Annotated in this window: 25 protein-coding genes and 3 pseudogenes; 13 read left to right on the top strand and 15 right to left on the bottom strand. The window is 69.4% G+C overall.

The annotated features are described in order from the left end of the window. Positions 1-36 precede the first annotated feature (36 nt). Positions 37-1,059, bottom strand: a complete 1,023-nt coding sequence (locus JNO44_RS01595) for a type III polyketide synthase (RefSeq protein ID WP_240167363.1) — start codon at positions 1,057-1,059, stop codon at positions 37-39. 231 nt (positions 1,060-1,290) lie between these two features. Between JNO44_RS01595 and JNO44_RS01590 the strand changes: the two genes are divergently transcribed. The 3 genes from JNO44_RS01590 to JNO44_RS01580 are packed head-to-tail and all read left to right on the top strand — an operon-like array spanning position 1,291 to position 2,704. Then, positions 1,291-1,536, top strand: coding sequence for a helix-turn-helix domain-containing protein (locus tag JNO44_RS01590; protein WP_240167920.1), 246 nt, complete (start codon positions 1,291-1,293; stop codon positions 1,534-1,536). Continuing rightward, a complete protein-coding gene (locus JNO44_RS01585; protein WP_205360663.1) occupies positions 1,533-1,859 on the top strand; it encodes a VOC family protein in 327 nt (108 codons plus the stop codon). The genes JNO44_RS01590 and JNO44_RS01585 overlap by 4 nt, the downstream gene beginning before the upstream one ends. Further along, a complete protein-coding gene (locus tag JNO44_RS01580) occupies positions 1,856-2,704 on the top strand; it encodes an SDR family oxidoreductase (RefSeq protein ID WP_205360661.1) in 849 nt (282 codons plus the stop codon). The genes JNO44_RS01585 and JNO44_RS01580 overlap by 4 nt, the downstream gene beginning before the upstream one ends. A 41-nt stretch (positions 2,705-2,745) precedes the next feature. Here JNO44_RS01580 and JNO44_RS01575 read toward each other — a convergent pair whose 3' ends face one another. Continuing rightward, a complete protein-coding gene (locus tag JNO44_RS01575; protein WP_205360659.1) occupies positions 2,746-3,558 on the bottom strand; it encodes a helix-turn-helix transcriptional regulator in 813 nt (270 codons plus the stop codon). 71 nt (positions 3,559-3,629) lie between these two features. Here JNO44_RS01575 and JNO44_RS01570 point away from each other — a divergent pair, with 71 nt between their 5' ends. Continuing rightward, positions 3,630-4,346 carry an SDR family oxidoreductase gene (locus tag JNO44_RS01570; RefSeq protein ID WP_205360657.1) on the top strand — a complete coding sequence of 239 codons (717 nt, stop codon included), beginning with the start codon at positions 3,630-3,632 and terminating at the stop codon, positions 4,344-4,346. Between the two features lie 95 nt (positions 4,347-4,441). Here the strand turns inward: JNO44_RS01570 and JNO44_RS01565 are convergent, their stop codons facing one another. From JNO44_RS01565 to JNO44_RS01545, 6 genes and pseudogenes are all read right to left on the bottom strand, one after another. Further along, positions 4,442-4,924: a hypothetical protein gene (locus JNO44_RS01565; protein WP_240167362.1), complete on the bottom strand. Its 483-nt coding sequence runs from the start codon at positions 4,922-4,924 to the stop codon at positions 4,442-4,444. Between the two features lie 216 nt (positions 4,925-5,140). After that, positions 5,141-6,238 carry a polyprenyl synthetase family protein gene (locus tag JNO44_RS01560; protein WP_205360653.1) on the bottom strand — a complete coding sequence of 366 codons (1,098 nt, stop codon included), beginning with the start codon at positions 6,236-6,238 and terminating at the stop codon, positions 5,141-5,143. Between the two features lie 6 nt (positions 6,239-6,244). Continuing rightward, the gene (gene ispG / locus JNO44_RS01555; RefSeq protein ID WP_205360651.1) at positions 6,245-7,435 is read right to left on the bottom strand and encodes a flavodoxin-dependent (E)-4-hydroxy-3-methylbut-2-enyl-diphosphate synthase; all 1,191 of its coding nucleotides are present in this window, start codon (positions 7,433-7,435) and stop codon (positions 6,245-6,247) included. Further along, entirely contained in the window at positions 7,432-7,845 is a 414-nt protein-coding gene (locus tag JNO44_RS42915) for a transketolase C-terminal domain-containing protein (RefSeq protein ID WP_240167919.1), read from the bottom strand. The genes ispG and JNO44_RS42915 overlap by 4 nt, the downstream gene beginning before the upstream one ends. 16 nt (positions 7,846-7,861) lie before the next feature. Continuing rightward, positions 7,862-8,899, bottom strand: a pseudogene (locus JNO44_RS01550) (1-deoxy-D-xylulose-5-phosphate synthase N-terminal domain-containing protein); the annotation flags it as partial. A gap of 430 nt (positions 8,900-9,329) precedes the next feature. Beyond that, entirely contained in the window at positions 9,330-9,803 is a 474-nt protein-coding gene (locus JNO44_RS01545; RefSeq protein WP_205360649.1) for a nuclear transport factor 2 family protein, read from the bottom strand. Positions 9,804-10,135: 332 nt separating this feature from the next. On the opposite strand from JNO44_RS01545, the gene JNO44_RS01540 reads away from it, so the two are divergent. Together JNO44_RS01540 and JNO44_RS01535 are read left to right on the top strand one after the other, a co-directional pair. After that, a complete protein-coding gene (locus JNO44_RS01540; RefSeq protein WP_205360647.1) occupies positions 10,136-11,050 on the top strand; it encodes an RNA polymerase sigma-70 factor in 915 nt (304 codons plus the stop codon). Positions 11,051-11,266: 216 nt separating this feature from the next. After that, positions 11,267-11,776: a TetR/AcrR family transcriptional regulator gene (locus tag JNO44_RS01535; RefSeq protein WP_205360645.1), complete on the top strand. Its 510-nt coding sequence runs from the start codon at positions 11,267-11,269 to the stop codon at positions 11,774-11,776. 808 nt (positions 11,777-12,584) lie between these two features. Here JNO44_RS01535 and JNO44_RS01530 read toward each other — a convergent pair. Together JNO44_RS01530 and JNO44_RS01525 are read right to left on the bottom strand one after the other, a co-directional pair. After that, complete coding sequence (locus JNO44_RS01530) at positions 12,585-13,331, bottom strand: SOS response-associated peptidase (protein ID WP_205360643.1); 747 nt, start codon at positions 13,329-13,331, stop codon at positions 12,585-12,587. A 134-nt stretch (positions 13,332-13,465) separates the two neighbouring features. Then, positions 13,466-14,890 carry an amidase gene (locus JNO44_RS01525; RefSeq protein ID WP_205360641.1) on the bottom strand — a complete coding sequence of 475 codons (1,425 nt, stop codon included), beginning with the start codon at positions 14,888-14,890 and terminating at the stop codon, positions 13,466-13,468. A gap of 94 nt (positions 14,891-14,984) precedes the next feature. Here JNO44_RS01525 and JNO44_RS01520 point away from each other — a divergent pair, with 94 nt between their 5' ends. Then, on the top strand, positions 14,985-15,656 hold the full coding sequence (locus JNO44_RS01520; protein ID WP_205360640.1) for a TetR/AcrR family transcriptional regulator: 672 nt from the start codon (positions 14,985-14,987) through the stop codon (positions 15,654-15,656). Positions 15,657-15,792: 136 nt separating this feature from the next. On the opposite strand, the pseudogene JNO44_RS42910 reads toward JNO44_RS01520, so the two are convergent. Further along, positions 15,793-16,590: pseudogene (locus JNO44_RS42910) on the bottom strand (serine/threonine-protein kinase); the annotation flags it as partial. 141 nt (positions 16,591-16,731) lie between these two features. Continuing rightward, positions 16,732-17,397 (bottom strand): annotated as a pseudogene (locus JNO44_RS42905) (SPFH domain-containing protein); the annotation flags it as partial. Between the two features lie 407 nt (positions 17,398-17,804). On the opposite strand from JNO44_RS42905, the gene JNO44_RS01510 reads away from it, so the two are divergent. Genes JNO44_RS01510 through JNO44_RS01495 form a run of 4 tightly spaced genes read left to right on the top strand, consistent with a single transcriptional unit; the run spans position 17,805 to position 19,674 of the window. After that, on the top strand, positions 17,805-18,131 hold the full coding sequence (locus JNO44_RS01510) for a PadR family transcriptional regulator (protein ID WP_205369323.1): 327 nt from the start codon (positions 17,805-17,807) through the stop codon (positions 18,129-18,131). Next, positions 18,128-18,484: a DUF1048 domain-containing protein gene (locus JNO44_RS01505; RefSeq protein WP_205360636.1), complete on the top strand. Its 357-nt coding sequence runs from the start codon at positions 18,128-18,130 to the stop codon at positions 18,482-18,484. The genes JNO44_RS01510 and JNO44_RS01505 overlap by 4 nt, the downstream gene beginning before the upstream one ends. A 1-nt stretch (position 18,485) precedes the next feature. Then, positions 18,486-18,812 carry a DUF1048 domain-containing protein gene (locus JNO44_RS01500; RefSeq protein WP_205360634.1) on the top strand — a complete coding sequence of 109 codons (327 nt, stop codon included), beginning with the start codon at positions 18,486-18,488 and terminating at the stop codon, positions 18,810-18,812. Between the two features lie 31 nt (positions 18,813-18,843). Next, positions 18,844-19,674: a class I SAM-dependent methyltransferase gene (locus JNO44_RS01495; RefSeq protein WP_420882733.1), complete on the top strand. Its 831-nt coding sequence runs from the start codon at positions 18,844-18,846 to the stop codon at positions 19,672-19,674. A gap of 72 nt (positions 19,675-19,746) precedes the next feature. Here the strand turns inward: JNO44_RS01495 and JNO44_RS01490 are convergent, their stop codons facing one another. The 3 genes from JNO44_RS01490 to JNO44_RS01480 all read right to left on the bottom strand — a co-directional run bounded on the left by JNO44_RS01490 (position 19,747) and on the right by JNO44_RS01480 (position 22,522). Beyond that, the gene (locus JNO44_RS01490) at positions 19,747-20,298 is read right to left on the bottom strand and encodes a CHAP domain-containing protein (protein ID WP_205360630.1); all 552 of its coding nucleotides are present in this window, start codon (positions 20,296-20,298) and stop codon (positions 19,747-19,749) included. Between the two features lie 430 nt (positions 20,299-20,728). After that, positions 20,729-21,808: a hypothetical protein gene (locus JNO44_RS01485; protein WP_240167361.1), complete on the bottom strand. Its 1,080-nt coding sequence runs from the start codon at positions 21,806-21,808 to the stop codon at positions 20,729-20,731. Positions 21,809-22,267: 459 nt separating this feature from the next. Continuing rightward, entirely contained in the window at positions 22,268-22,522 is a 255-nt protein-coding gene (locus JNO44_RS01480) for a putative antibiotic biosynthesis monooxygenase (RefSeq protein ID WP_205360626.1), read from the bottom strand. A 116-nt stretch (positions 22,523-22,638) separates the two neighbouring features. Between JNO44_RS01480 and JNO44_RS01475 the strand changes: the two genes are divergently transcribed. Together JNO44_RS01475 and JNO44_RS01470 are read left to right on the top strand one after the other, a co-directional pair. Next, positions 22,639-23,220: a TetR/AcrR family transcriptional regulator gene (locus JNO44_RS01475; RefSeq protein WP_205360624.1), complete on the top strand. Its 582-nt coding sequence runs from the start codon at positions 22,639-22,641 to the stop codon at positions 23,218-23,220. A 177-nt stretch (positions 23,221-23,397) separates the two neighbouring features. After that, positions 23,398-23,889: a hypothetical protein gene (locus JNO44_RS01470; RefSeq protein WP_240167360.1), complete on the top strand. Its 492-nt coding sequence runs from the start codon at positions 23,398-23,400 to the stop codon at positions 23,887-23,889. The last annotated feature ends 263 nt before the right edge of the window (positions 23,890-24,152 follow it).

Below are 24,152 nucleotides of genomic sequence, written 5' to 3'. Positions count from 1 at the left end.
TGTGGATCGGCTCGGAGCCCTGTCCCCTGCGCGGGGTCAGACGCCGAGGAGCAGAACCGCGTACAGGGTCAGCCCGGGGCCGAAGGCCAAGGCCAGGCCGTACTGCTCGGGTGCCAGCGGAGACCGGTGCTGCAACTCCTCCACCACGAGTGGCAGGCCCGCTGAGGCGCAGTTGCCGTGTTCCTGCAGCACGTGCCGGGAGGCGGCGAGGGCCTCGGGCGGCAGGCCGAGACTGCTCTCGGTGGCGTCGAGGATGCGCGGCCCACCGGGGTGGACCGCCCACCAGTCCACGTCGGTGAGGCTGATCGAGTGACGGGACAGCAGGTCGCCGACCATGGTCGGCAGATGGCGTTCGAGCACCTCGGGCACGCGGGGAGACAGGCCCATCCGGAAGCCGTGGTCGCCGACCGTGAGCGACATGTAGTCCTCGTGCTCGGTATCGGTCTGCGCGACGACGTCGATGATCTTCAGGCCGTGGCCGACCCCGGTGGGCAGCTCGGATTGGATGACGGTGGCCGTGACGGCATCGCCGAAGAGCGCGTTCACCAACTGCTGGGAGGCGTCCCAGGGCGGCGGCTGCAGGTGCAACGACGACAGTTCCGCGTTCACGAGCACGGCCGACCGCTTCTGGGTGCGGACGAAGTTGGCGCATGCGGCCAGGGCCGGCAGGGCCGCCAGGCAGCCCATGTGCCCCACCAGGAGGCGCTGCACCGTGGACGGCATCCCCACGTCCCGTGCCAGTCGGGTGTCCAGGCCCGGTGCGGCGTATCCGGTGGAGGACGTCACGCATATCAGGCCGACGTCGGCCGGGTCGGTGCAGGTCTCGGTCAGGGCCGACGCCACGGCGTCCTTGCACAGCGGGAGCGCCTCTTCCTGGTAGCGGCACATCCGTGCGGCCGTGGACCAGTGCTTGACGTCGTCGAGCAGCGGGCTCACCGCCACATGCCGTCGTGAAATGCCCGAACAGGCGGCGATCCGGTCGATGAGCCGTTGTTTGGCGTCGTTGCCCTCCAGGAGGGCGTACTCCTCTTGGCTGTAGGAGATCGCAGGTAGGGCCACCGCAACTCCGGTCACCACCGCCGAACCGCATCCGCCGCCCATACGCCCGCCCACCTTCCGCAGTCACACTGATACGTACGGTAATCATACCGGCGGGGGGTGGGGGCGCCACGCGTGATGAGGCGCCATCGCCGCGACCCCGCCGCCAGGCACCGCCACCCTGGAGGAGCGGCCTGCCGTGACTGGCGTTCGCCGTCCAATCCATTCAAAGGTGGGGGGAGCGCTCGGCGCATCCTCGACGAGTTGGTGGAGCGGGATGGCCGGACACTGTTCGAGATGTGTACGCGGCTGGTGACGAAGCACGGCCTGGTCCTGTCCCGCCAGGCGATCAGTCAGTGCCTGGCCGTACTGGAATCCGCAGGTCTGGTTCATTCGCGGCGCGAAGGCCGCTACAAGTTCCGCGACCTGAACACCGAACCCCTTGAGCGCATCGTGACCCGATGGCTCAGGCCCGACACACCGGAGGGCGCCCCATGAGGATCCACCTGACCAGCGTCTTCGTCGACGACCAGGAAAAGGCCGTGCGCTTCTACACCGACGTGCTGGGCTTTGTGAAGAAGAATGACGTGCCGCTCGGCGAGGCCCGGTGGCTGACTGTGGTCTCACCGGAAAATCCCGCGGGGGCCGAACTGCTGCTGGAGCCCTCCGACCATTCCGCCGTGCAGCCGTACATGGCCGCGGGCGCGCGCGTGGATTGCACCACCGACATCCGAACGGGGCAGTGCATGCGGGTCGTTGGCCGAGGTGACGGGCCGAAGTGGCGCCGTGGCCCACCCGGTAGGGAGCACCGCACGCGATGACCCACCACACCTCCGACGCCGAGCTCGCCGCGCAACCCGCCGCGTACCGGACGGGAGTGGCATACGAGGCCCTGATCCGCGAGGGCCGGCTCGTCCGGCTCGGCTCCGCCCACCCCGAGTCCCTCACCCCGCCCGCGGGCGTCCCCACCGTCCGCCTCGACCTCACCGTCCCGGCGACCTTCCGCACCGCCCTGACCGGTATCACCAACGTCTTCCTCTACGCCACCCCCGACCACATCACCGACTTCATCCACCACGCCCACCAGGCCGGAGTCACCCATGTCGTGCTGCTGTCCTCCTCCAGAGTGCTGGGCCCCGACCCTGACAGCGACCCGCTCGCCAAGTCCCACCTCGACGTGGAACAGGCCCTGCTCGCCTCGCCGATCACCACCACCATCCTGCGGCCCGGCTCCTTCGCAGCCAACGCCGGTGCCTGGGCCTGGCCCGTCAAGGCCGGACGCCCCGTCAGCCTGCCCTTCCCCGGCGCCCACCACGACCCCAGCCACGAGAAGGACGTCGCGGAAGCCGCCCACGCCGCCCTCACCGACCCCCGCCACCACGGCGGTCGGTTCGTCCTCACCGGCCCCGAGTCGATGACCTTCGCCCAGCAGATCGACCAGCTCGGCACCGTCACCGGCCGGCCCATCACGATCAACCGCGTCACCCGTGAGGAATGGAAGCGGGAGATGGCCGACTACATCCCCGCCGTCTACGCCGACGCCCTGCTGAACTGGTGGGAGTCCAATGACGGCAAGCCCGTCGCCGTCACCGGGACCGTCGAGGAACCCACCGGCCACCCCGCCCGTTCCTCCACCACCTGGGCCACCGACTTCACCACCTCTTGAGCCCACCGGCGAAGAACCCTGCGCGGCCCACCGCGGTCCTCTCAGACCGTCGAGGCCAGCCTGCGCAGGGTTCTGGCCGAGGGGGATCCGGGGTCGGCCGTGATCAGGACGACCTCCTGATCGTCCTCGGGGACGAGGAGTACGTCGCAGTTCAACCGAAGGCTGCCCGCCGTCGGGTGGTCGAGGGTCTTGGTGCGGTGACCGGGGGCGTGGACCGGTCGGGTCTCCCAGATGTGGCCGAACTCCTCGCTGCCGACGTGCAGTTCGGCCAGCAGGGCGGCGAGCTGCGGGTCGTGCGGATAGCGGTCGGCGGCCCGGCGCAGCCGTGCCACCACGATGTGCCCGAACTCCTCGGCGCTGGAGCTCTCGGGCATCCGCCCTTCCCCGAGGAACCGGCGCCGGGCCAGGTTCGTCGTTCCCCGTCCGAGGTCGCCGCCCAGCAAGGCACGGGCCAGTGGGTTCCAGGCGACGACGCCGTAAGCCGCGTCGGTGACGATCGCGCCGGTCTCCGGCAGACGCTCCAACATCCGGGCCACGTGCGGCCGTACGCGCCGTACGGCACCGGTGGCGGGCGGCGGCGCGCTCGTTCCGGCCAGACGGAACAGATGGCTGCGTTCGGCCGGCGTCAGGCGGAGGGCCTGGGCCAGCGCGTCCAGGATGTGGGGCGACGGGCGGGGGCCGCGGGCCTGTTCGAGGCGCGCGTAGTAGTCGACGGACATGTGGGCCAGCTCCGCCACCTCTTCGCGGCGCAGTCCCGCGGTCCGGCGTGGGGCGTTCGTGGGCAGGCCGAACTCGTGCGGACGCAGGGTCGAGCGGCGGTCCCGTAGAAAGCGGGCCAGTTCCTGCCGCGCCATGGTCTCTCCTCCCGCTGCCTGGTACAGGTTGTCCCTGGCAGGCCGGTCGCCGCCAGGGGACCGTGGCTGTCATGAACGAGCGCACAGCACTGGTCACCGGTGCCAACAAGGGCATCGGCCAACATATCGCCCGCCTGCTCGCCGCGGAGGGTTTCCGCGTGTACGCGGGCTCCCGCGACGCCGGGCGCGGGCGGCGGGCCGTCGAGGAGATCGGCGGCGCCGCACGACTGCTGGTCCTCGACGTGACGGACCCGGACAGCATCGCCGCAGCCGCGCAGCAGATGGACCGGCTCGACGTGCTGGTCAACAACGCGGGCATCTCGCCCTCGCTCGCCCCGCCGACCGAGACCGGCACGGACGACCTCCGGCGCACGTACGAGACCAACGTGTTCGGGGTCGTCGCGGTCACCAACTCCTTCCTGCCCCTCCTGCGACGCTCCCCGCACCCCCGAATCGTCAACGTCTCCAGCGGAACCGGATCACTGACCTGGAGCACGACCCCGAACCCCCAGTTCGCCAGCGGCAGTGGCGGCGCGGCCGCGTACCGGTCGTCGAAGGCCGCCCTCAACGCCCTCACCGTCCTGTACGCCCAGACACTGGCCGAGGAGGGTTTCAAGGTCAACGCGCTCGCCCCCGGCCTGCGGGCCACCGACCTCAACTCTCGGGCGGCCTCGGCGGGCGGGGACCCGGCGGAGGCCGCGGCGGGAGCCGTCCGGCTGGCACTTCTGCCGGACGACGGGCCGACCGGCGCGTTCTTCTCCTGGGACGGAACGCCCGTGCCGTGGTGAACGCGGGACGGCCTTCCTCGACCCGCTGGCCCAGGGCGCCACCGGCCCCGGTCACGCTCCGGAGCGCGGCGAGGGCCTTCACCGCCCGGCGCCCTTCACGAGGCGGTGCCGGGGGTTTCGGGGTGTTCCGCGTCGGCCGCGGCCGACGTCGCGATCCGCGCCACGACGCTGTCGGCCAACGCCTCGGCCGCCCGGCGATCGACGCCCCGCTGGGTCGCCTGTTCCACGATGTGCGTTCTGACCAGCGCCAATTCGCCGGGGTCCAGCGTGATCAGCGTGTGTTTCGCCGTGTTCGGTGCCCGGCGCAGCAGCCTGCGCACGCCGGCCCGGCCGCGCGCCAACAGGCCCTCCGTGGCCCGGTCCACCGTACGGCGGGCCGCCTGATCGAGGACGAGCCAGACAACCGGCGTGACCAGCGCGGACACTTCGGCATAGCCGAACCCGAGCGGTTCCCGCTTCTGCCCGCCCGCGGCGAGGGTGCGGATGACCCGGCCGTCGTCCAACGTCCGCAGGCTGTCGACGAGCGGCAACTCGTGGGCCGCGTGCTCTGCCACCACTTCGCGCACCAGATCGCGCACATACAGCACAGTGCAACCCCCCTACGCAGCAGTCCAGTTCATTGCCACGCATTGCAGCACCAAAGGGGGAACGTAGGGTACCCCCGGGGGAACACGGTGACGGACCGTGGCGCAAGACGGCGCCACCATCAGCCATCGGCTGTCGACCGGACCAAGTGACTCAACTGCACCTACCACTGCCGCTGTAGCAGGGGGGTACGGGCAGCACATGCGTCGTCATGCGGTCCGCTTCGTCGTGGCCTCCGCCAGTCGCCGCAGGGAGTTTCGGGCCGCTGGGCGAATCCTGCGCGCGGAGCCGAGCAGATGGAGGGCGTGTGCACGCCGTTGGCTGATCATGTTCTCGACGTGGGTGCGGGCGCCGGTGACGGTCAGGATGTTACGGATCTGGGTGGCGTCCGCCTCGGTGAGGTGGGGGTTGCCGATCAGGCAGCGGAGGACGGTGGCATGGGCCGGTGACGCGTCGCGCAGGGCGAGGGCGACGAGCATGGTGTGCTTGCCCTCGCGCAGGTCCTCGACGTGGGACTTGCCCGTCACCTTCGGGTTGCCGAAGACACCCAGCAGGTCGTCGCGCAGTTGGAAGGCTTCGCCCAGCGGCACGGCGTAGTCGGTCAGTTCACGCAGGAGCTGTGCCGGGGCGCCGCCGAGGACGGCACCGATGTGGAGGGGGCTTTCACAGGTGTACTTGGCGGTCTTGTAGCGGATGATGGCCAGGGCGCGTTCCAGGTCGGGAGTGGGGCATCCGGTGGCGGTGACGTCCAGGTACTGGCCGTAGATCACCTCGGTGCGCATGGTGTTCAGTACAGGCTGCAACGCTGAGAGTTGACTGTTCGTCAGTCCAGCTGTGTGCACCAGCTCATCGGCCCAGGTCAGGGCGAGATCGCCGATGAGGAGTGCGCAGGAGGCCCCCAGGCGCTCGGCGAGCGGGCCAGGGCGGTGTGCCGCATGGTGGGCAGCCAGGGTGCGGTGAACGGTCGGCGCGCCGCGGCGGGTGGCGCTGTCGTCGATGATGTCGTCGTGGATGAGGCAGAAGGCATGGAACATCTCCAGACCGGCCGCCACCCTCACCACCGGCTTCGGCAGCGGCGTGGCGGTGGACGCCTGCCAGCCGAGCGCGCACAGCATGGGCCGCAGGCGTTTTCCCCCGGCGGACAGGAATTCCTCCAGTGTGCGGGCCGCCTGATCGGGGAGATTGCGGGCTGCGGCAGCGGCGGTCTTCTCCTGCAGGAACTGGCGGAGCACGGTGTCGACGTCGTGGCGCAGGCCGTCGAGGTCCGGCGGCGTGGGGGAGGAGCGGACGGGGACGGTGGCGGTCACGGGCGGTCACCTGCCTCGGCGGTGTCGGGGTGGGGCTTCGGGGTGGGGCTTCGTCGTCGGCTCGGCTGTGCTTGTCGGGGTCGGGGCTGCGCCGCTGATCAGAGTGAGGGCTTCGTCGAGGAGGGCGTCGACGACGCGGCTCTCCGGCACGGTCCTGATGACTTGGCCATGGCGGTAGATCTGGCCTTTGCCGTTGCCGCAGGAGACGCCGAGGTCGGCTTCGCGTGATTCGCCCGGGCCGTTGACGACGCAGCCCATCACGGCGATGCGCAGGGGATGCGGAAAGCCGTCGAATGCGGCTGCTACCTGGGCAGCGAGCTTGTGGATGTCGACCTGCAACCCGCCGCAGCCGGGGCAGGAGACGATCTCCAGCCTGCGGGGGCGCAGGCCCAGGGAGGCCAGGATGTGGCAGCCCGCCGTGACCTGCTCGACCGGGTCGGCCGACAGCGAGACGCGGAGGGTGTCCCCGATGCCCTCGGACAGCAGGATTCCGAACGCGACGGCTGACTTGACGGCTCCCCGCAAGGTGGGACCGGCCCCGGTCACCCCCAGGTGCAGCGGGTAGTCGCAGCGGCTCGCGAGGAGCCGGTTCGCGGCGATCACCGTGAGCGGGTCGGGGTGCTTGACCGCGATCTTCAGATCCTGGAATCCGTGGTCCTCGAACAGTGAGCACTCCCACAGTGCGGACTCCACCAGTGCCTCCGGCGTCGCGGCGCCGTGCTTGGCGAGCAGACGGGCGTCCAGGGAACCGGCGTTGACACCGATGCGGATCGGCACCCCGGCCGCCGAGGCCGCCAGGGCGATCTCGGCAATCCGTCCGTCGAAGCGTTTGATGTTGCCCGGGTTGACGCGGACCGCCGCGCAGCCGGCATCGAGGGCGGCGAAGACGTAGCGGGGCTGGAAGTGGATGTCGGCGATCACCGGGATCGGCGACTTCGCCACGATCGCGGGCAGTGCCGCGGCGTCGTCCTGCGTGGGGACGGCGACCCGCACGATGTCGCAGCCGGCCGCGGTGACTGCGGCGATCTGCCGCAACGTGGCGTCCACCTCGGCCGCGTTGGTGGTGGTCATGGTCTGCACGCTGACCGGTGCGCCGCCGCCGACGGGTACGGTCCCGACGTGGATCTGCCGGGAGCGGCGGCGCACCGGAACCTGCGACGAGGGCGGGGCGGCCGGGCCGTGATCGAAGGTGGTCATCCAGCACCTCCGTGCCTCTGAAGGGATGAAAGCCTGTGCGCGGGCCGGTTGGCGGTTGCCGTGCGGACTGCCTGTACGACACCAGGGGCGTCCAGACCGGCCTGGGCGTGGAGCTGGTTGCGGGGGCCGTGCGGGATGAAGGCCCGCGGCGGACCGAGTGTGTGCACGCGCGTGGGGATGCCGTGGTCCTGGCACTGTTGCGACAGGGCCGCACCGACTCCGCCGGTCCGTACGCCGTCCTCGATGCTCACCACCACCTGGTGGCGGGCCGACAGCGACGGCAGGGCGGGGTTGACGGGGAGGACCCAGCGGGGATCTGCGACCGTGCACCCGATGCGCCACGGCCTCGATGGAGGCGCCCGCGGTGGCCTTGGGCAGGCGCACGACAGTCGGCCCCTCGTCCCAGGCAACCGCCTCGGCGAGGAGCGCCGGCAGTCGGGCGGCCTCCCGAGGTGCGGCGAGGCGCAGGCCGGGGACCATGGACAGCGGGCTCAGGTCCCACATGCCGTGATGCGAGGCACCGTCCGGGCCGGTGATCCCGGCCCTGTCCAGCACGAACGTGACCGGCAGCCGGTGCAGGGCGACATCGAGCAGCACCTGGTCGCACACCCGGTTCACAAACGTCGCGTAGATCGCGACGACCGGGTGCAGACCCCCCATCGCCAGACCGGCCGCGGACGTCACCGCGTGCTGTTCGGCGATGCCGACGTCGAAGACCCGCCGGGGGAAGCGTTCCCGCATCGGCCCGAGACCGGTGGGCTGCAGCATCGCCGCACTCGCCGCCACCACTTCCGGGTGCGCAGCGGCCAGCTCGACCAGGGCCTGCCCGAACACGCTCGTCCACGAGCGTGTCGAACTCCTGGTGCCGCCGCGTGCGGAGGCCGGGACGACCGCGTTGACGGTGCCCAGGCAGTCCACCGTGTCCGTCTCGCTGGGCCGATGTCCCTTGCCCTTGACGGTCACCACATGTACCACCACCGGCCGGTTCATCGCCCGGGCCCGGCGCAGCACGACCTCCACCCCACCTGTGTCGTGCCCGTCGACGGGGCCGAAGTAGACGAAGCCCAGGACGGTGAAGAAATTCCGGCACGCCCCCGTTCCACCCCCGTGCCGGAGGGCGCCCAACTGCTCGGCCAGGGCACCGACGGTGGGCGCGTACGAGCGGCCGTTGTCGTTGTCTTCCTGACGCCCAGTCAACAACTTTTGCACATAAGTCTGATGGCCGGTGTCGAAGACGAGCGCATCGCGCGGGGAGTCGAAGACCCGGTGCAGGGCCAGGGTGAGCTCCACCATTCCCGGATTCCGGCCCAGGTGCCCGCCCGTCGCACACACCCGATCCACCAGGACCTGGCGGATCTCGTGTGCCAGCAGCGGTAGTTGGTCGGCGGGAAGCGCACGCAGTACGCCCGGGTCGGCCACTCGCTCCCACAGCGACAAAGGGCTGTCCGATAGGGTCGTCGCCATCCCGTGCTCCTTCCGCGACAGCGCTGCGTTTCAGCCACCGGCCGCGTGCAACTTCCAGGAGACCCGGAACACCGCAGTCGGCGGAAGCCCATCCCGCCGCCAAGTGCGTGAACCTGTTGAAAGGATGCATCCGGCGAAAGGCCGAAAGGCCCGGCAGCGCAGCGCGCGGAGCTGATCCCGCCCCGACGCAACACGCCTGACCAGGCGCGATACGAGAACCCGACGAGGTCGGCGGCATGCACGCGCACAGAGATGGCGCGCCCCGCTCACCAGCAGCCCACTCGGCCATCCGTTCCCGTCATCGAACATGCGCGCCCGTCGCATGGAGGAGTTGCACTCCATCGGCACATGATCCGCGTGGGCAGGCCGAGAGATCTGTTCACGGTCCACCGCAGGATCCTGGCAAGCAGGCACGTCCCCGGGGGAGGGACTACTGCTGTGCGGAAGCCTGGCGCAGATGGCGGCTCACGTCGCCGACCAGGTTGATGCGGACCTGTCGTTCCACGAAGCGCCACCGCCCGGCATCGCGCTCGAAGCGGTCGTGGTACCGACCGCCGGCGATGGGTTGGAGCGGCAGGTCGGGCAGCGCCTGCAACACGGTGACGTACGAACGCGAGACCGCCGTGCCCGCCTGTTCGTCGACCTCGATGGCGACGTTGCTGATGACGTGCTGGGTTTGCGGCGTGCCGTCTGCGTAGACGATCAGAGTGTCCCGGAACATCTTCTCGATCGCGTCCCGCCCGCTCACCGCCTCGCCGCTGCCTGTGAAGGTGGCGTCGGCGAGAAGGACGCCGAGCCCTGCGAAATCGCCGTCGTCCACGAGCTCGGCATAACGTGCGATCAGGTTCTCGATGGCCCGGCAGCTCGACATGGGACCGGCGGGCGTGCGGATGGATGCGGACATGGTCTCCCCCAAGCGAAGACGGGCGATCTACGAAGACGGGCGATGTGCGAAGACGGACGATCTACGGAGGCAGGCGTTCTGCGGCGTGCGAGCCGCAGGGACAACAGGGCTGCAAATGGGCGGTGGTGACACGTAGCTTGCCATGTCGTCGTCCCTGTTCCGGTGCGCGGGCACCGGCATGATCCACGCCACATCGCCACTGCGTTGGCAGCCCTCCTCGCGCTCAGGGACGCGCAACAGCCCTGGCTTCCGCGATGATTCATCGTGTATGGAGTTCTTCGGCCCGTGCCAGCACAGACATGGGTTGTCCGCTTCCCTCGGGGGTCCCACAGATGAACGAAGCCAGCACGGTCGGCAACGACGCCACCGACCCGGCGACCGGGGCGTTCATGGCCCATCGCAACCTGCTCTTCACCGTCGCGTACGAGATGCTTGGTTCGGCGGCCGACGCGGAGGACGTCCTCCAGGAGACCTGGCTGCGATGGGGCACGGTCGACCTGGGGCAGGTGCAGGACCAGCGCGCCTACCTGGTACGGGTCACGACCCGGCAGGCACTCAACCGGCTGCGCGCCATGAAGCGCCGCAAGGAGGCGTACGTCGGCCCCTGGCTGCCCGAACCACTGCTCACGGCACCGGACGTGGCCGAGAACGTCGAGCTCGCCGAGAGCGTGTCGATGGCGATGATGCTCGTCCTGGAGACGCTGTCGCCGACCGAACGCGCCGTCTTCGTGCTCCGCGAGGTCTTCGACGTCGGCTACGACGAGATCGCCGCCGCCGTCGACAAGAGTCCCGCGGCCGTTCGCCAGATCGCCCACCGCGCCCGCCAACACGTCGATGCCCGCCGCCCCCGCCAGGCCGTCTCCGCGGACAAGAGCCAGGCGGCCGTGCAGGCGTTCCGGCGTGCGCTCGAAACGGGCGAGCTGCAGGGCCTGCTCGATGTGCTCGCCCCGGAGGTCGTCCTGGTGAGCGACGGCGGCGGCGTCAAGAAGGCCGCGCTGCGGCCGATCACCGGCGCCGAGAAGGTGATCCGTTTCATCGCCGGTGGCTCGGCCAAGGCCGAGGCCACGCTGACCGGGGATGCCACCGAGGTCAACGGCCACCCGGCACTCGTCCTGCGTGTGAACGGCGAGATCGACGGCGTCATGGCCGTCCGGGTCGAGGACGGTCGGATCGCCGGTATCTACTACGTCCGCAACCCCGAGAAGCTGACCCGCATCGCGTCCCAAACCCCGCTCGTGGTGCGCTGATTGGCGAGATCGGCGGCGTATGCGCGCGTGCGGGACTCGTCCGCGCCGCATGCCCACGACGTGTGGTTGCGACAGTGGCCGCCGTCGTGGGCATGCTCGCCTACCCGGAGCCGCCCGTTGACTGTGGGCTCCGTTGGCTTTGGCTCGTCCTCAGCGTGTCTTCGCTCCCGCCGTCTCCCCGATGAGAAGCGCGGTACGCCGCATGCCGTGCCGTGATTGCACTGGCCGACGATCAGGTCGACACGGTCCGCCCGTGCCGGGCTGTTCGAGGAAGCGGTGCGGACCTGCGCCGAGCGCTACTGTGAGGTCTCTCGGCAGGCGGTCGCCGAGAAGGATCTCCGGACCGTCGTCGAACGCATCCTCATCGACTCGGTCCATGAGTTCACCCGGCCAAGTGACGTACATCCAGGCCGTCTTCTCAGCAGCGTCGCGATGACCGACCGTACGAGCACACTCGACACCAGCGCCTACTACGCCGAACTGCAAGGCTGGAACGAGCAGACCCTTCTCGCCCGCGTCGAGCGAGCGATCCGAGACGGCGAGCCGGACCTGGACGGGGAAGCGGCCGCCGGGGTCGACCCGGCGGCCCTGACCGGGCTCGTCCAATCCGTCGTGCACGGATTCTCGGTGCAAGCCAACCTCGGCACGGCTCGCGAGGGCCTGCTCGCAACGGCGCAGCTCGCCCACAAACTGATCTGCCGACAACTCACGTCACCAACGCCCTGACCCGCAACAGCGTTCAATGGCAACGCCGTCGCCACCCCCTGAACCACCGTGACCTCAGGATCGGCCTACTCGTTGTGCACTAGAGGGTGCCTTGGAGGGGAGGTGAGGATGGCCTGGATCTGCCCTTTGTGCAGCAGTGCGGACGCTGTGCCCTACATCAAGAGCCCACCCGACGGTCTCTATCCGTTGCCGTGCCTGGACTGCAAACGGAGCGTCGCGGTCGGGCACGCCCCGCTCGCCGAGTTGGTGGGCTGTGCGCCGTGCAGCACCGACGGCTGCACCGGTGTGGTGAGTGACCGGTTTCGGTACGGTGCGCAGGCGCAGCTCATCGGAGTGGTCGAGGGGCGCTGTTCGGTGTGCGGCCAGCGAAAGCCGCGCAAGGTGAAACGGGCCGCGACGAGAGGCGGCCGTCGCCATGCGATACCCGATCCGAGAACGCGCATGCCGTCCTGAACGACAGAGACCCGAGGGGGTGATGATGACTCCTGCCTGTCCCACCTGCGAGCAGCCGATGCAACTCAACCAGGCGTCGGGGAATGTGCCCGCCGGCGTGTGGTGGCTCTGCTGCGGCAATGTCATGAGGCGGTTCGAGGGCGAGTACGAGATGCCGGTCGACCATCCGCTACGCCGCATGGGGATCGTGCGATGAGTTGTGGCCGCCGCAGCGGAATGCAGGAAGACGAGCCGGACGACAACCTGCAAAAGAAGGGCACGGGCACACACCGTGCCGAGCGGGGCGACGACGACTCCGAGTAGCTGAACGGGGGCCGCGGTGAAGCCGCCGCGGCCCCGCTACGACGTGACCTGGTCAGTCCTGGGGGAGTGGGGGGTCCAGCAGGTGGGGGCCGTTGTTGCGGACGTTGTTGACCGCGGTGTTGACGGCCCGGGCGTCGAGGTCCCCGTGCGCGGGCGTGGTCAGCAACGCCAGGAGTTCGTCGTTGTCGTGGTGTGCGGGGTCCAGCCACTCGGCGTAGTGATCCGGCGCGATCGCCAACGGCATGCGGGGATGGATGCGGCCTGCTGCGTCGGTGGCCTCGGTGGTGATGATGGTGCAGGTGGTCCGCCACGCCGCCGGATCGTCGTCCGATGCCACACCGGGATCGCGCCAGAACTCGTACAGGCCCGCCAGTGCCATCACTTGTCCGTCCTCGGGGGCGATGAAGTACGGCTGTTTCCGCGGCTTCGTCGTGGCCCCCTCGCCGGCCGGGAGCGCCTGCCACTCGTAGAAGCCGTCGGCGGGCAGCAGACAACGTCGCTTGGCGAACGCCCGGCGGTAGGCGGGCTTCTCATGCACCGTCTCCACCCGCGCATTGATCATCTTCGCGCCCACGCCCAGGCTCTTCGCCCACGACGGCACCAGACCCCAGCGCAGCGCACGCAACTGCCGTTCCACCGCTCCCGTGCCGCGGTCCAGGCGTTCCAGCACGGTCCATACGTCGTCGGTCGGTGCGACGTTCCAACTCGGCGCGACGAGGTCCGAAGGATCCCACTGGGTGACCTGGAACAGGCCGACCAGGTCCTGAGGACTGCGGGTGGCTACGAATCGACCGCACATGGCGTCCACGATGCCATGGCCTGGCGACCGGCAGCGGTAAGGGATGCGGCCGTGGCGGCCATCCCGGCACGGCACTCCACCGCCGGGCCACCCGAGCGGGAGGTCCCGCCCGGATGGCTCGGCGAGGAGGCGCCTCAGTGGACGCGGTGCCCGCGCGGATCGAGCGGGGTGAGGACGCCGAGGCGCTCCTCGATCCGCTCAGCTGCGTCCAGACAGAGGTCCTCGCGATACATCCCCGCCATGATCTGGACGCCCTGCGGCAGCCCGGACGCGACTCCGGTGGGTACGGCCACGGCCGGCACCCCTACATACGTCGACGCGGTCACCAACCGCATCGGCGCGAAGGTCGCCTCGCGCTCCTCCAGCGTCCGGGGCACCACCGGCTCCGGAATCGGCTGTGTGGACACCGGCCCGATCAGCAGGGGGCAACGCTCGAAGAGGTGGGCCCAGGCGCGCTGGACGCCGAGGCGCACGCCGGTCTGCCGGAGGTATTCCTCCAGCCCGACGGCCGGGTGGCGTTGGGCGTCCAGCTCGATGTGGCGGGCGCTTTCGTCGGTGAGCAGCCGCCTGAGCATGGGCCAGGCCAGGGAGAACTCGGCCCGCAGCAGCGTGTCGTAGCCGTCGAGGGCGTCCTGCAGCCGCGGCACCTCCACCTCCTCCACGGGGTGGCCGGCGTCTTCCAGGGCTGCTGCCGCCGCCTCGATCGCCGCGCGCACGTCCGGGTGGACATCGCCCCGACCGCCGGGGTCGGTCACCACGCCGACCCGCACCGGTGCGTGGGGCCGCGGCCCGTACAGCGGGGCCGGAACGGCCCGCGGGTCCTGCGGGTCCGTCCCCGCGAGCACCTCGTAGGCCGCCCGCAGGTCCGCCACGGTCCGGGCCAGCGGCCCGTCCACCGGGAAGAGTTGGTGGCCCAGGACCGGCTCCTGGTCGCTCATCCGGTGGTCGGCCGGGAACCGCCCGTAGCTCGGTTTCAGCCCCGCGACACCGTTGAACGTCGCCGGGTTGCGCACCGACCCGCCGGAGTCGTTGCCCAGGCCCAGCGCCGCCATGCCGGTCGCCACCGCGACAGCGTCGCCGCCGCTGGTGCCGCCGGGAGTGCGCTGCGGGTCCCACGGGTTGACGGTGTCCCCGAACAGTTGGCTGACCGTGTGCAGTCCCGCGAGCGCCAGGTCGGGCATGTTGGTGCGTCCGATCGGAATCGCCCCGGCCGCGCGCAGCCGTCGCACCGGGGGCGCGTCCGCCTGCGCGACCCAGTCGCGGAAGTACGGCACGCCGTGGGTGGTCGCCGATCCGGCGACGTGGATGTTCTCCTTCACCGTGAACGGCACTCCGGCCAACGGGCCCAGCTGCTCACCGGCGGCCCGCCGCCGGTCGGTCTCCTGCGCCGCCTGCCGGGCACTTTCCGCCAGCAGTCGGGTCACCGCGTTCACCTGCGGATTCACCGTGGCGATCCGCTCCAGGTGTGACGCCACGGCCTCCGTCGCGGACACCTCTCCGGACGCCACCAGCTGCGCCAGTTCCGACGCCCCCAGCGACCACAGTTCGTTCGCCCCCATCGGGCCTCCCTTCGTTTCGAGCGGCGAATATACAGATCTGTATCTGGATACGGAATTGAATATTGCGGCCCCGGGGGCGTCGTAAGATGCCTGGGTGACACCCCAACGCAAGCGCCTGACCCGCGAAGAGAGCCGACAGCAGACCCGCGACCGCCTGGTGGCCGCCGCCGCCGAGCTGTTCACCGAACGCGGCGTCAACGGCACCTCCGTCGAGCAGATCGCCGAGCGCGCCGGCTACACCCGGGGCGCCTTCTATGGGAACTTCGAGGACAAGAACGCCCTCGTCGCCGAACTGCTCCACAACCGCACACACCACGAAGTCGAGGAAGTGCGCGCTCTCACCGAGGACGCCACCTCCCCCGCCGATGCCCTCGACAGGCTCCGGGCCTGGAACCGCGACCGCGCCGAGCACCTGCCCCAATGGCTCGCCCTGCGCATGGAACTCGTCCTGCACGCCCTGCGGAACGACGAACTGCGTCCGCTGCTGGCCCAACGCGAACTGCTCGCCCGCAACGCCCACGCCACCGGTCTGGAGCAGGCGTTCGCCTCCCACGGCGTCCAAGCGCCCGCGGACCCCGCGTTCCTCGCCCTGATCGTCCACGCCCTGGAGGACGGCCTGCTCATCCAGCGCCTGCTGACCCCCGACGGCATCCCGGGCGACGTCGTGGTGGACGCCTTCGACCTGCTCCTGCGCTCCTGGATCGCACTCGCACGACAGCCGGCCCCGAAGGCCAAGGGACAGAACCCGCCGTCAGATCCCGTCTAGCACCGGGGTCCCTCCGGGGGATGACCTCGGCGTTCGTCGCGGCGGGTGCCCGCGCCGACCTCGAAGTCCTGCTTCTCCGGCGAGCAACGGCGTTGAAGGCCGGGTCAGGCTGGCCCTGGCAAGTCCTGATGGCTTGTCAACTCGTTGGGTCCGTGGGGTGTTTGTGCAGATCGATCAGGGTGCGCACGAGCGGTGGCAGCCAGTCCTCGCCAGGCGGGTGGTGGTGGTCGGCGAGCTGGGCGATGACCTCAGCGGGCTTCGGGCGGCCCGCGGGATCGTGATCGAGGCAGCGGGTGACGATGTCGGCCAGGCGGGACGGCAACAGGCCGAGGGCGGAATCGAGGGGTTCACCGACCGCGGGGACGGCGCCGGCGGCGTGGCAGAGCACCATGCCGAAGGCGTACAGGTCCGTGGCGAAGGTGACCGGCGCGCCGGTGAGCTGCTCCGGGGCGAGGAAGCCTCGGGTGCCGACGACGTGATCGGTACGGGTGATGGCGGTGTCGTCGAGGGCGCGTGCGATGCCGAAGTCGATGACGCGCGGGCCGGTGGCGGAAAGGATGATGTTGCCCGGCTTGAGGTCGCGGTGGACGATGCCCAACTGGTGGATTTCCGCGAGGACTTCGGCGACGCCGACGGCGAGCGTCTGGAGGGTCTTGACGGGCAGCGCGCCGTACCGGCTCAGGACGTCGTGCAGTGACGGGCCGGGAATGTACTCGGTGGCCAGCCAGGGCGGGTCACCGTGCGGATCGGCGTCGACCACCGGTGCGGTGTGGGATCCGCCGACCGTGCGCGCGGCAGTGATCTCGCGGGCAAAACGCTGACGGAACGTCGGATCGGCGGCCAGCTCCCGCTGGATGACCTTGACGGCGACCAAGTGCTCGCCCGGCGAGTGACCGAGATAGACCGTCCCCATCCCGCCCTGGCCCAGCCTTGCCGTCAGCCGGTAGCGGTCGATGCGGCGCGGGTCGTTCTCCCGTAGCGGCTGGCGCGTGGGCGGGAAGTCCGTCTGCGGGTGCGACAGCGGCGCGGTCCGTGCGGCCTCCTTCCCGACGGGGACGATGCCCGTCACGTCGCGTTCCACCTCTGCCTGGATCGAGCCGGCCCGCTTCTCGGCGTCAGGCTTCTCGGCGTCGGGGTGCAGGGCTTCGGACTCCCGAACGCGTTCGGCTTCGAGAGCCGGGGCGCGCTTGTCGCGATCGGCGCGCATCCGTCGCTTCAGCGAGTCGTGGATGGAGGCGGGCGGTTCCATCCCCTTGAGCTGGATCCGGTTGACGCGGCACCCCCACTTGCCGGTGGCCTCGCCGAGGACTCTGCGCAGGGTGGCATTGATCTCCTCGCGGGAGAGCAGGGCCCGCTCAAGGTCCATACCGCCGATGGCGCTTCGGAGGGTGGTGGCAATGAGCTGCTCGATCGCCTGGATGTAGCTGGTGACTTCATAGGTGGCCGCGCGGGGGTCCGTCACCTGGTAGCAAAGGAGCAGATCGACGTTGACCACCACATGGTCCCTGGTGGCCACCGGCTGCGGCGGGAAGGGCACGACTTGTTCACGCAGGTCGATCCGTTTGACGACCGAGTCGATGAACGGGGCGACGATGTGCACGCCCGGGTTCAGGGTCCGGGCGTAACGGCCGAAGCGCTCGACGATGGCGACGCTGGCCTGCGGGATGACGCGGACGGTCCTGGCCAGGGTGATGGAGGTCAGCGCCACCACAACGGCCAAAATGATGATCAGCGGTTCCATCGCTGCTCCCCCTGCCCGTCAGGCCCCAGGTGCCGGACTCGGATCGCGCCCCTTGGTGCCCGCGTCAACGGAGCCGGAGACGCGCTGTGATGCCCTGCTCGGCGACCGGTACTGATGTGCTGACGTACTGACCGATCCACATGGCGACTCGCAGTATGCCGCATCTCAACTCACCTGCGTGAGGGGTTGACTTGGTTCACGCGGGAAGGCGCGAAGGGCCCGACTTCCGGATCGAACACCGCGGGATCGCGCGGCGGAATCCGATCGTCGGCGTGAGCGTCGACGATCACCGTCGAGCCATGCTCGCAGCGTGGTGTGAGAAGAAGCCCTCGGCGGACTACTCCGTGATACCGTATAGCGGTACTCAGTGCTGCGCAGTACTGGGAGGTTCGAAGGGGAGGCCCGCGATAGACGACCTGACGGAGATGTTGAAGGGCACGCTTGAGGGCTGCGTGCTTCACATCATCGACAGCGAGGAGACCTACGGATACGCCATCACGCGTCGGCTGAATGAACTCGGCTTCGCCGACGTCGTCGAGGGGACGGTCTACACCATCTTGCTGCGACTGGAGAAGAACGGGCTCGTTCAGGTGACGAAACGACCATCCGGGGTGGGCCCGCCGCGCAAGTTCTATGCGCTCAACGATGCGGGGCGCCAAGAACTCGGGAGGTTCTGGGTGAAGTGGGAGTACCTCTCCTCACGAATCGACAAGCTCAAGGAGGGCGGGAGATGAATTTCTGGGAGACCATTACCGGAAGCGACCTCACCAGGGAATGGAAGGCGTTCGAGGCCCGGGCCGAGGCGTTGCCGCCCGACCACCGGGAGGCGTGGGAACAGATCAAGGTTCACCTCTCCCCCTACTCGGACTTCACCGGTCGCAACCTGATGCCGATTCTCGACGGCGCCCTGGGGCTGCTCGAAGAAACATCGGCGGATGGGCAGAGCATTCAAGAGGTGCTGGGCGACGACGTCCAGGGCTTCTGTGCGGCGCTGGCCGGCGGAGAAGGGGCTCGGGGCTATCGCGACCGGTGGCGCGAGCAGTTGAACCGGAACGTCGCAAGGAAATTGGGCCAGCTAGGAGGCTGACGTGGGTATCCAAGACATCCTTGAGGGCAAGAAGCAGTGGCGAGCGCACATGGCGCGGGTCAAGGCGCTCCCGCCGGATTATCAAATCGCCTACAAGGAGATTCAGAAGTACTTCTTCAAGGTCGGACCGGTCGACTTGCCCGACGGGACCCTGCTCTCAGGGATTGTCGATTTCTTCGAGGAGGGCGTCGCGGCCGACAAGGGGGTCCTGGAACTCCTCGGCAACGATGTCGCTGCCTTCTGCGACGACCTGGTCAAGGACTCGCGCACCTACGCGGATATCTATCAGGAGTCCATCAGCCGGAAACCCGGCACGGCCGGGAAGTAGGACCGAACCTGCAGAACGGGGGAGGGTCGACCTGCAGAACATAGGGGGTGGACGCCGGGTCGCTCTGAGCCGCACGTTCGACGAGGACGCAGAGCTGTACGACCGGGCCAGGCCCGGGTATCCGTCGGAGCTGTTCGACGACCTCGCCGAGTTGGCCGGTATCGGCCGCGGTTGCCGCCTCCTTGAGGTGGGGGCGGGCACCGGCAAGGCAACTGTGCCGCTGGCCGAGCGTGGTTGCCGGATCACCGCTGTCGAGCTGGGCGAGGCCATGGCCGCCGTCGCCTGGCGCAACCTGGCCGGGTTCGGGGCGGTGGAGGTCATCACGTCGGACTTCGAGAGCTGGCCGCTGCCCAAGGAGCCGTTCGACGCGGTCGTCTCGGCGACGGCGTTCCACTGGATCGATCCGGCGGTGCGGCTGGCCAAGGCCGCCGATGCGTTGCGGCCTGGCGGCGCCCTCGCGGTCATCGCCACACACCATGTGGCGGGCGGCAGCGAGGAGTTCTTCGTCGAGGTCCAGGACTGCTACGAGCGCTTCGACCCGGCCACCCCTCCGGGACTGCGACTTCCGGCCGCAGACGACGTCGACACCTCTGACTATACGGACGAGGTCGCAGACAGCGGCCGGTTCGGCCCGGTCGTCTCCCGGCGGTACGCGTGGGATCTGACGTACACCACGGTGGAATATCTGGAGGTGCTGCGGACCTACTCGGGCCACCGAGCGCTGCCTCCAGCTGCGAGGGAAGGGCTGCTGGGGTGCATCGCCGCGCTGATCGACACGCGGTACGGAGGCCGGGTCACCAAGCGCTACCTCACGGAACTGCGCGTGTCGCGTAGGCCAAGCCGCACACCGCAGTCGTTCTGAGACGGTCAGTCGGCGCCACACACCGCAACGGTTCGCCGGGCGGACTGGCGAACCGTCACGAGTTGTTGGGGGCTAGTTGGCCGGAGACACGTAGCCGCTGATCGACATGTTCCAGTACGAGCTGTCGCCCACCGCACCGCTGTACGGGCCGTCGTGGTGGACGGAGGAGGACGCAGGGTCGTTGGTGACCTCGTTGCCGCCTATGCTCTCGATGGTCCCGTCGGGGTTGACCGCCGTGACGATGGCAACGTGATCGGCGTATCCGTTGCCGTTGTAGTTGAAGACGACTGCGTCACCGACATGGGGATCCGGGTGCAGTCCTGCACCGTACTGCCCGAAGCTGCCGGCTGCCGGCGTCAGTCCGTTGACGTTGAAGCCCGCCTGCGCCCAGACCCAGGACGCGAAGTCGGCGCACCAGTTCTCCGGTGAGCCTCCTGCACCGGTGCAGCTGGAGTTGTACCCCTGCGCGCCGGTGCTGTTCGCGTCACAGGCATGATGGTCGAGATTCGCGTTCGCGACCGTGACGATGTCGTCGGTTGTGGCCGATGCCGGGCCTGCGGCCAGCATCAGGGACGGTACTGCCAGGGCTGCAACCACCATGCCCTTGACGATGGGTTTCCGCATCTTCCGGAAAGTCATGACGTGCCTCTCTGTCTCAGCCGGATTGGCACGTATCCGCGGTGAGCCGGCGCCACTGCTCGGCTGCCGGACAGGCAGCCCGACGGCAGAGCGCGCGTCTCAGGCATTGCGCACCGCGAAGACGTCAGGAAGGACGGTAGAAAGGCTCGATGGAATCGACGTGAAAGGCCGGGGGTGGGGAGGGAGGTGGACGCGAGAGCGGGAGCTGCCACTGACCGAACTAGCGGAATTACGCGGGTCGTTGGTCAGGTTGGTGACACTCCGGTGGTCCCCGTAGGCTGCGGGCCCTTCCGCGGACGTTGGTGGATACGCACCTGACGTCTGCCGCACACGCCGACGGGGAGTCGAAGGCGAAGAGGCGCTGGGCCTCTCTACCCTTCGACTCCCCGTGGGCGAGCGAGGTGCTCGTCAGGTGCTACTTGCCGCGAATCTTGAACGGCAAGTTCTGGTAGTGGAACGACGTGTTGCCGGCACCCACCGACACACCCGCTTCCACGTTGACCAGGGGAGCGTCTCCCGCGACGGCCACACGCATCCGGTACACGGCGGTGGCGCCGGGTGCCAGCGGCTTCTTCGCGGTCGGGATCAGCTCGGCGCCCATGCCTGGGTCGCAGCCGCCGGGCACCAGCGACACACGCTGCCACCCCTGGCCTGGCACGTACTGCTGCAGCACCAGGTCCTTGGGAGCCAGGGCGCGACCGTCGCTCTGACCGTAGGCGAAGTACTCGGCGTTGAGTGCCGGGTAGGCTCGCTTGGTGGTGTTCTTGACCGTGAGCTCGAACTCCTTCGCCGCACCGCCACGCACCAGGCTGGCACCGCGCGGCCAGCCCGTGACCGTGGTGGTGGGCCGGTCGACGACGGTGTTGCGCGTCGGGGCGCGGTAGGTGTGGCCGTGGCCGTCGTTGACCGAAGCGGTCACGGCCAGACGGCCGGGACGGTCGATGGCCTGGACCCGGAGAGCCACCGTGGCGGGGTGGTCGGGGCTCGCTGCCACCGAGAGGGGGAACGAGAACGCCCCCTTGTCCGGCTTCTCGGTGCCGGTGGGCTGGACGTCCAGATCGACCCAGCGGTGGCTCTTCTCGTCATAACGCTGCATCAGAAGAGAAGCCGCGATGAAGCCTTGTGTGGTGACGTCCAGACGGACAGTGCCCTGGGAGACCGGGGTGCGCAGGGTGAGGTTCGAGGACGCCCAGAGGCCGATCGGCGCCTCCGGAGCGAGGCTGTAGGCGAGCTGCTGAGCCGCATCTCCGGTGACGGCCGGGGCCGGACTGCCGGTCAGGCCCGTGCCTGGGGCCGTTTCCGCCCCTACTGCGGCGTTCGGCCGCGTTGCCGCAGCCATGGGCGCCGTCGCAGCGGCCCCGCAGCTCGGCGCGGACCGTGCCCCCGCAGCCGCCGCCGCGGTGGCCGCTTGCCCAGGTGCCGCGGTCCCGATCAGCAGGGCCAGTCCGCCGACCACCGCCGCCGCGGAGCCGGCGGTCGCCTTCCGCGCTCTCACGGACCGTTGCGCCTTATGTGTCATATTGCCCCCACTTCGTGCCGGACGCACCGGTGTGCGTCTCTACGGGTGAGGAGTCGATGCTGCAGCACAGGGTTCCCGCAAGTTAATGAAATGGCGCATTTTGATAGGGAAGTTGCGTCTTCGGGCTGACTTGCGATCCTCGACGTTCATGCAGCGTCTGGGCATTATCGACGATGCGACCAGGCGCAACCACCCGCCCTTGTGGCCGCTATCCATCGTCTATCCATCGTCGCCGCCCTCTGTCGTCGATCACGTTGCGTTTCGAGGTGGGTCGCCCTCGATCGATCGGACTCGGACCGGATGCGGGCAGCCCTGAGGGGCCTTGGTCGATCCGCCGTACGAGCGCACGGCGAGGTGGGAGCCGTGCCTGGCGCGGCGTGGCGGGTCGATCGGGCGGGTAGTGGGCGGCCCACGGGACAGTGGTTGGCGGCCGGGTCAGCGAGTGCGGCGCCGGGTGAGGGCCGCGTTGGCCTTCATCAGTGCGGGGATGAGGGCATAGGCGGCTATGGGGACGACGATCGCGGTCAGGATCAGCGTCCGTAGCAGCAGCGGCAGGTGGGCGGTGATCGGGCCGAGCAGCCCGAGGACGAGCGTGATGGTGGGGTAGACGGCCAGCCAGGTGATCAGCGCCCGCCGGTGGATCGACGGAGCGGCGGCGCTGGTGGCGGTGGCCGGCGCGTTCGAGGGCATGGATATCTCCTGATGAAAGGGGGTTGGAGAGGCGATTTCCAACCAGCGGGTTGGAGTCTGGCATGTGGCGGACTCCGTCTGCAACCGATCGGTTGGAGATGGGTTAGGGTCGGCGCATGGCCTGGGACACCGCACGCACGAAACGGCTGCTGCTCGACGCCGCGGTCGAAGAGTTCGCCGAGTACGGGCCTGAGGGCGCCCGTGTCGCGCGTGTCGCAACCCGCGCCGGGATCAACAAGGAGCGGATCTACCAGTACTTCGGCAGCAAGGAGAAGCTGTTCGTCGCGGTGTTGGAATCCGAGCTGGAGAAGATCGCGGCCGCCGTCCCGCTCACCCCGGAACAGGCGGCCGACCTGGGTGACTACGCGGGGCGCATCTTCGACTACCACCGCCGGCATCCGCACTTCGTACGGCTGCTGGCGTGGGAGGGGCTGCTGTGCCAGGACCGGGTGGCGGCCGAGGGCCGGCGCACCGACCACTACGCGGAGAAGATCGCGGTCATCGCCGCAGCTCAGAAGGCGGGTGCGGTCACAGAAAGCGTGGAGGCGAGCCAACTGATGCGCGCGGTGATCGCACTCACCGTCTCCTGGTTCACCCTGCCCCAGCTTGCCCGGATGCTGGCCCCCGCGGTGGAGCAGGTAGGTCCCGACGCTGAGCGCGACGCCTTGGTCGCCCTGGTGCGACGCCTTGCCACGTGACGGCGGCGATGGCTGAGCGGAGCCCAAGGGTGAGGTCCTCGGTCTGTGTCGGCAGGCGCGGCGTTGGTAGTTGGCGGTTGCGCTCTCACGCGTCGCGTCGGTGCGGGCGGCGCGGGGCGTCCGGGCGGGATCGACGGGTGTGAGCCCGTGTCGACGATGCCTTCGTAAGATCGCGTCATGACTGCCGACGCATCGCTGACCAGAGAGTCGTTCCGTCGCCTTACGACCATCACGGTGCCGAGGGCGGTTGCTCAGCTACCGGACCGGATCTGGACCGACGCGGAGTGGCACCGAATCCGGCTGGGATATCAAGCCCAGAGTATGGATGAGAGATGGAACGTCTTTGCCGAGGGCGATGTCGTCTTCATACACCGAAGTTGGACCGGGCACGGGATCTATGAGGTGTCCTTTGCTTCCGTGTCCGGAGGCGGGAAGAGGATCGCGTCGGCCGTGGCGGAGTCCGATCCCCGGCGTTATCGGAGCATGGGCGACGCGTACGACCGCCTGATGCTGGAGCTCGTTCTCGGCGCGATCGTCCTTGGTGAGTCGGCTGTCGAACTCCGGTCGGAGCTTGCGGAGTTGACGCGCAGTCCTTCGGGGAGCAGCGAGCTTGCGGCGGGTGTCGTGGAGCGCAGCGCCGTGGGACTGCGTTCCGAACCGCAGGCTTGATGGTCAGCCAGCCGCGTCGAGAGACATGTGCCGGGCCTCTGGCTGGGTGTTGGCGGATCTGGCGGATCTGCCGGTTGGCGCAGGTTCGTGACTTGCGTCGCTATGGCGTGCGGGGTGGGGGAGCGATGGGGGGTGGCGGCGGTGCCTGGGCGGTTGGGGCGCCAGGTTCGGTTGGTGTGTGCGGGGTGCGGCCCCACCACAGGTGAGGGACGTCCGGTTTCGCGCGACCGGGGCGGATGGCGGTTGCCACGACGGGGAGCACG

The sequence above is a fragment of the Streptomyces noursei genome (assembly GCF_016917755.1).
GTDB classification, from domain to species: Bacteria; Actinomycetota; Actinomycetes; order Streptomycetales; family Streptomycetaceae; genus Streptomyces; species Streptomyces yunnanensis.
This window is presented reverse-complemented; position numbering and strand designations above follow the sequence as displayed.

Bases quoted from the DNA above. Each gene is read 5' to 3' on its own strand.
- ispG (WP_205360651.1), bottom strand. From the start codon at position 7,435: ATGACCACCTTCGATCACGGCCCGGCCGCCCCGCCCTCGTCGCAGGTT.
- JNO44_RS01490 (WP_205360630.1), bottom strand. From the start codon at position 20,298: ATGCGGAAACCCATCGTCAAGGGCATGGTGGTTGCAGCCCTGGCAGTA.
- JNO44_RS01525 (WP_205360641.1), bottom strand. From the start codon at position 14,890: ATGGGGGCGAACGAACTGTGGTCGCTGGGGGCGTCGGAACTGGCGCAG.
- JNO44_RS01580 (WP_205360661.1), top strand. From the start codon at position 1,856: ATGACCCACCACACCTCCGACGCCGAGCTCGCCGCGCAACCCGCCGCG.
- JNO44_RS01505 (WP_205360636.1), top strand. From the start codon at position 18,128: ATGAATTTCTGGGAGACCATTACCGGAAGCGACCTCACCAGGGAATGG.
- JNO44_RS01480 (WP_205360626.1), bottom strand. From the start codon at position 22,522: ATGCCCTCGAACGCGCCGGCCACCGCCACCAGCGCCGCCGCTCCGTCG.
- JNO44_RS01530 (WP_205360643.1), bottom strand. From the start codon at position 13,331: ATGTGCGGTCGATTCGTAGCCACCCGCAGTCCTCAGGACCTGGTCGGC.
- JNO44_RS01470 (WP_240167360.1), top strand. From the start codon at position 23,398: ATGACTGCCGACGCATCGCTGACCAGAGAGTCGTTCCGTCGCCTTACG.
- JNO44_RS01575 (WP_205360659.1), bottom strand. From the start codon at position 3,558: ATGGCGCGGCAGGAACTGGCCCGCTTTCTACGGGACCGCCGCTCGACC.
- JNO44_RS01545 (WP_205360649.1), bottom strand. From the start codon at position 9,803: ATGTCCGCATCCATCCGCACGCCCGCCGGTCCCATGTCGAGCTGCCGG.
- JNO44_RS01540 (WP_205360647.1), top strand. From the start codon at position 10,136: ATGAACGAAGCCAGCACGGTCGGCAACGACGCCACCGACCCGGCGACC.
- JNO44_RS01475 (WP_205360624.1), top strand. From the start codon at position 22,639: ATGGCCTGGGACACCGCACGCACGAAACGGCTGCTGCTCGACGCCGCG.
- JNO44_RS01585 (WP_205360663.1), top strand. From the start codon at position 1,533: ATGAGGATCCACCTGACCAGCGTCTTCGTCGACGACCAGGAAAAGGCC.
- JNO44_RS01570 (WP_205360657.1), top strand. From the start codon at position 3,630: ATGAACGAGCGCACAGCACTGGTCACCGGTGCCAACAAGGGCATCGGC.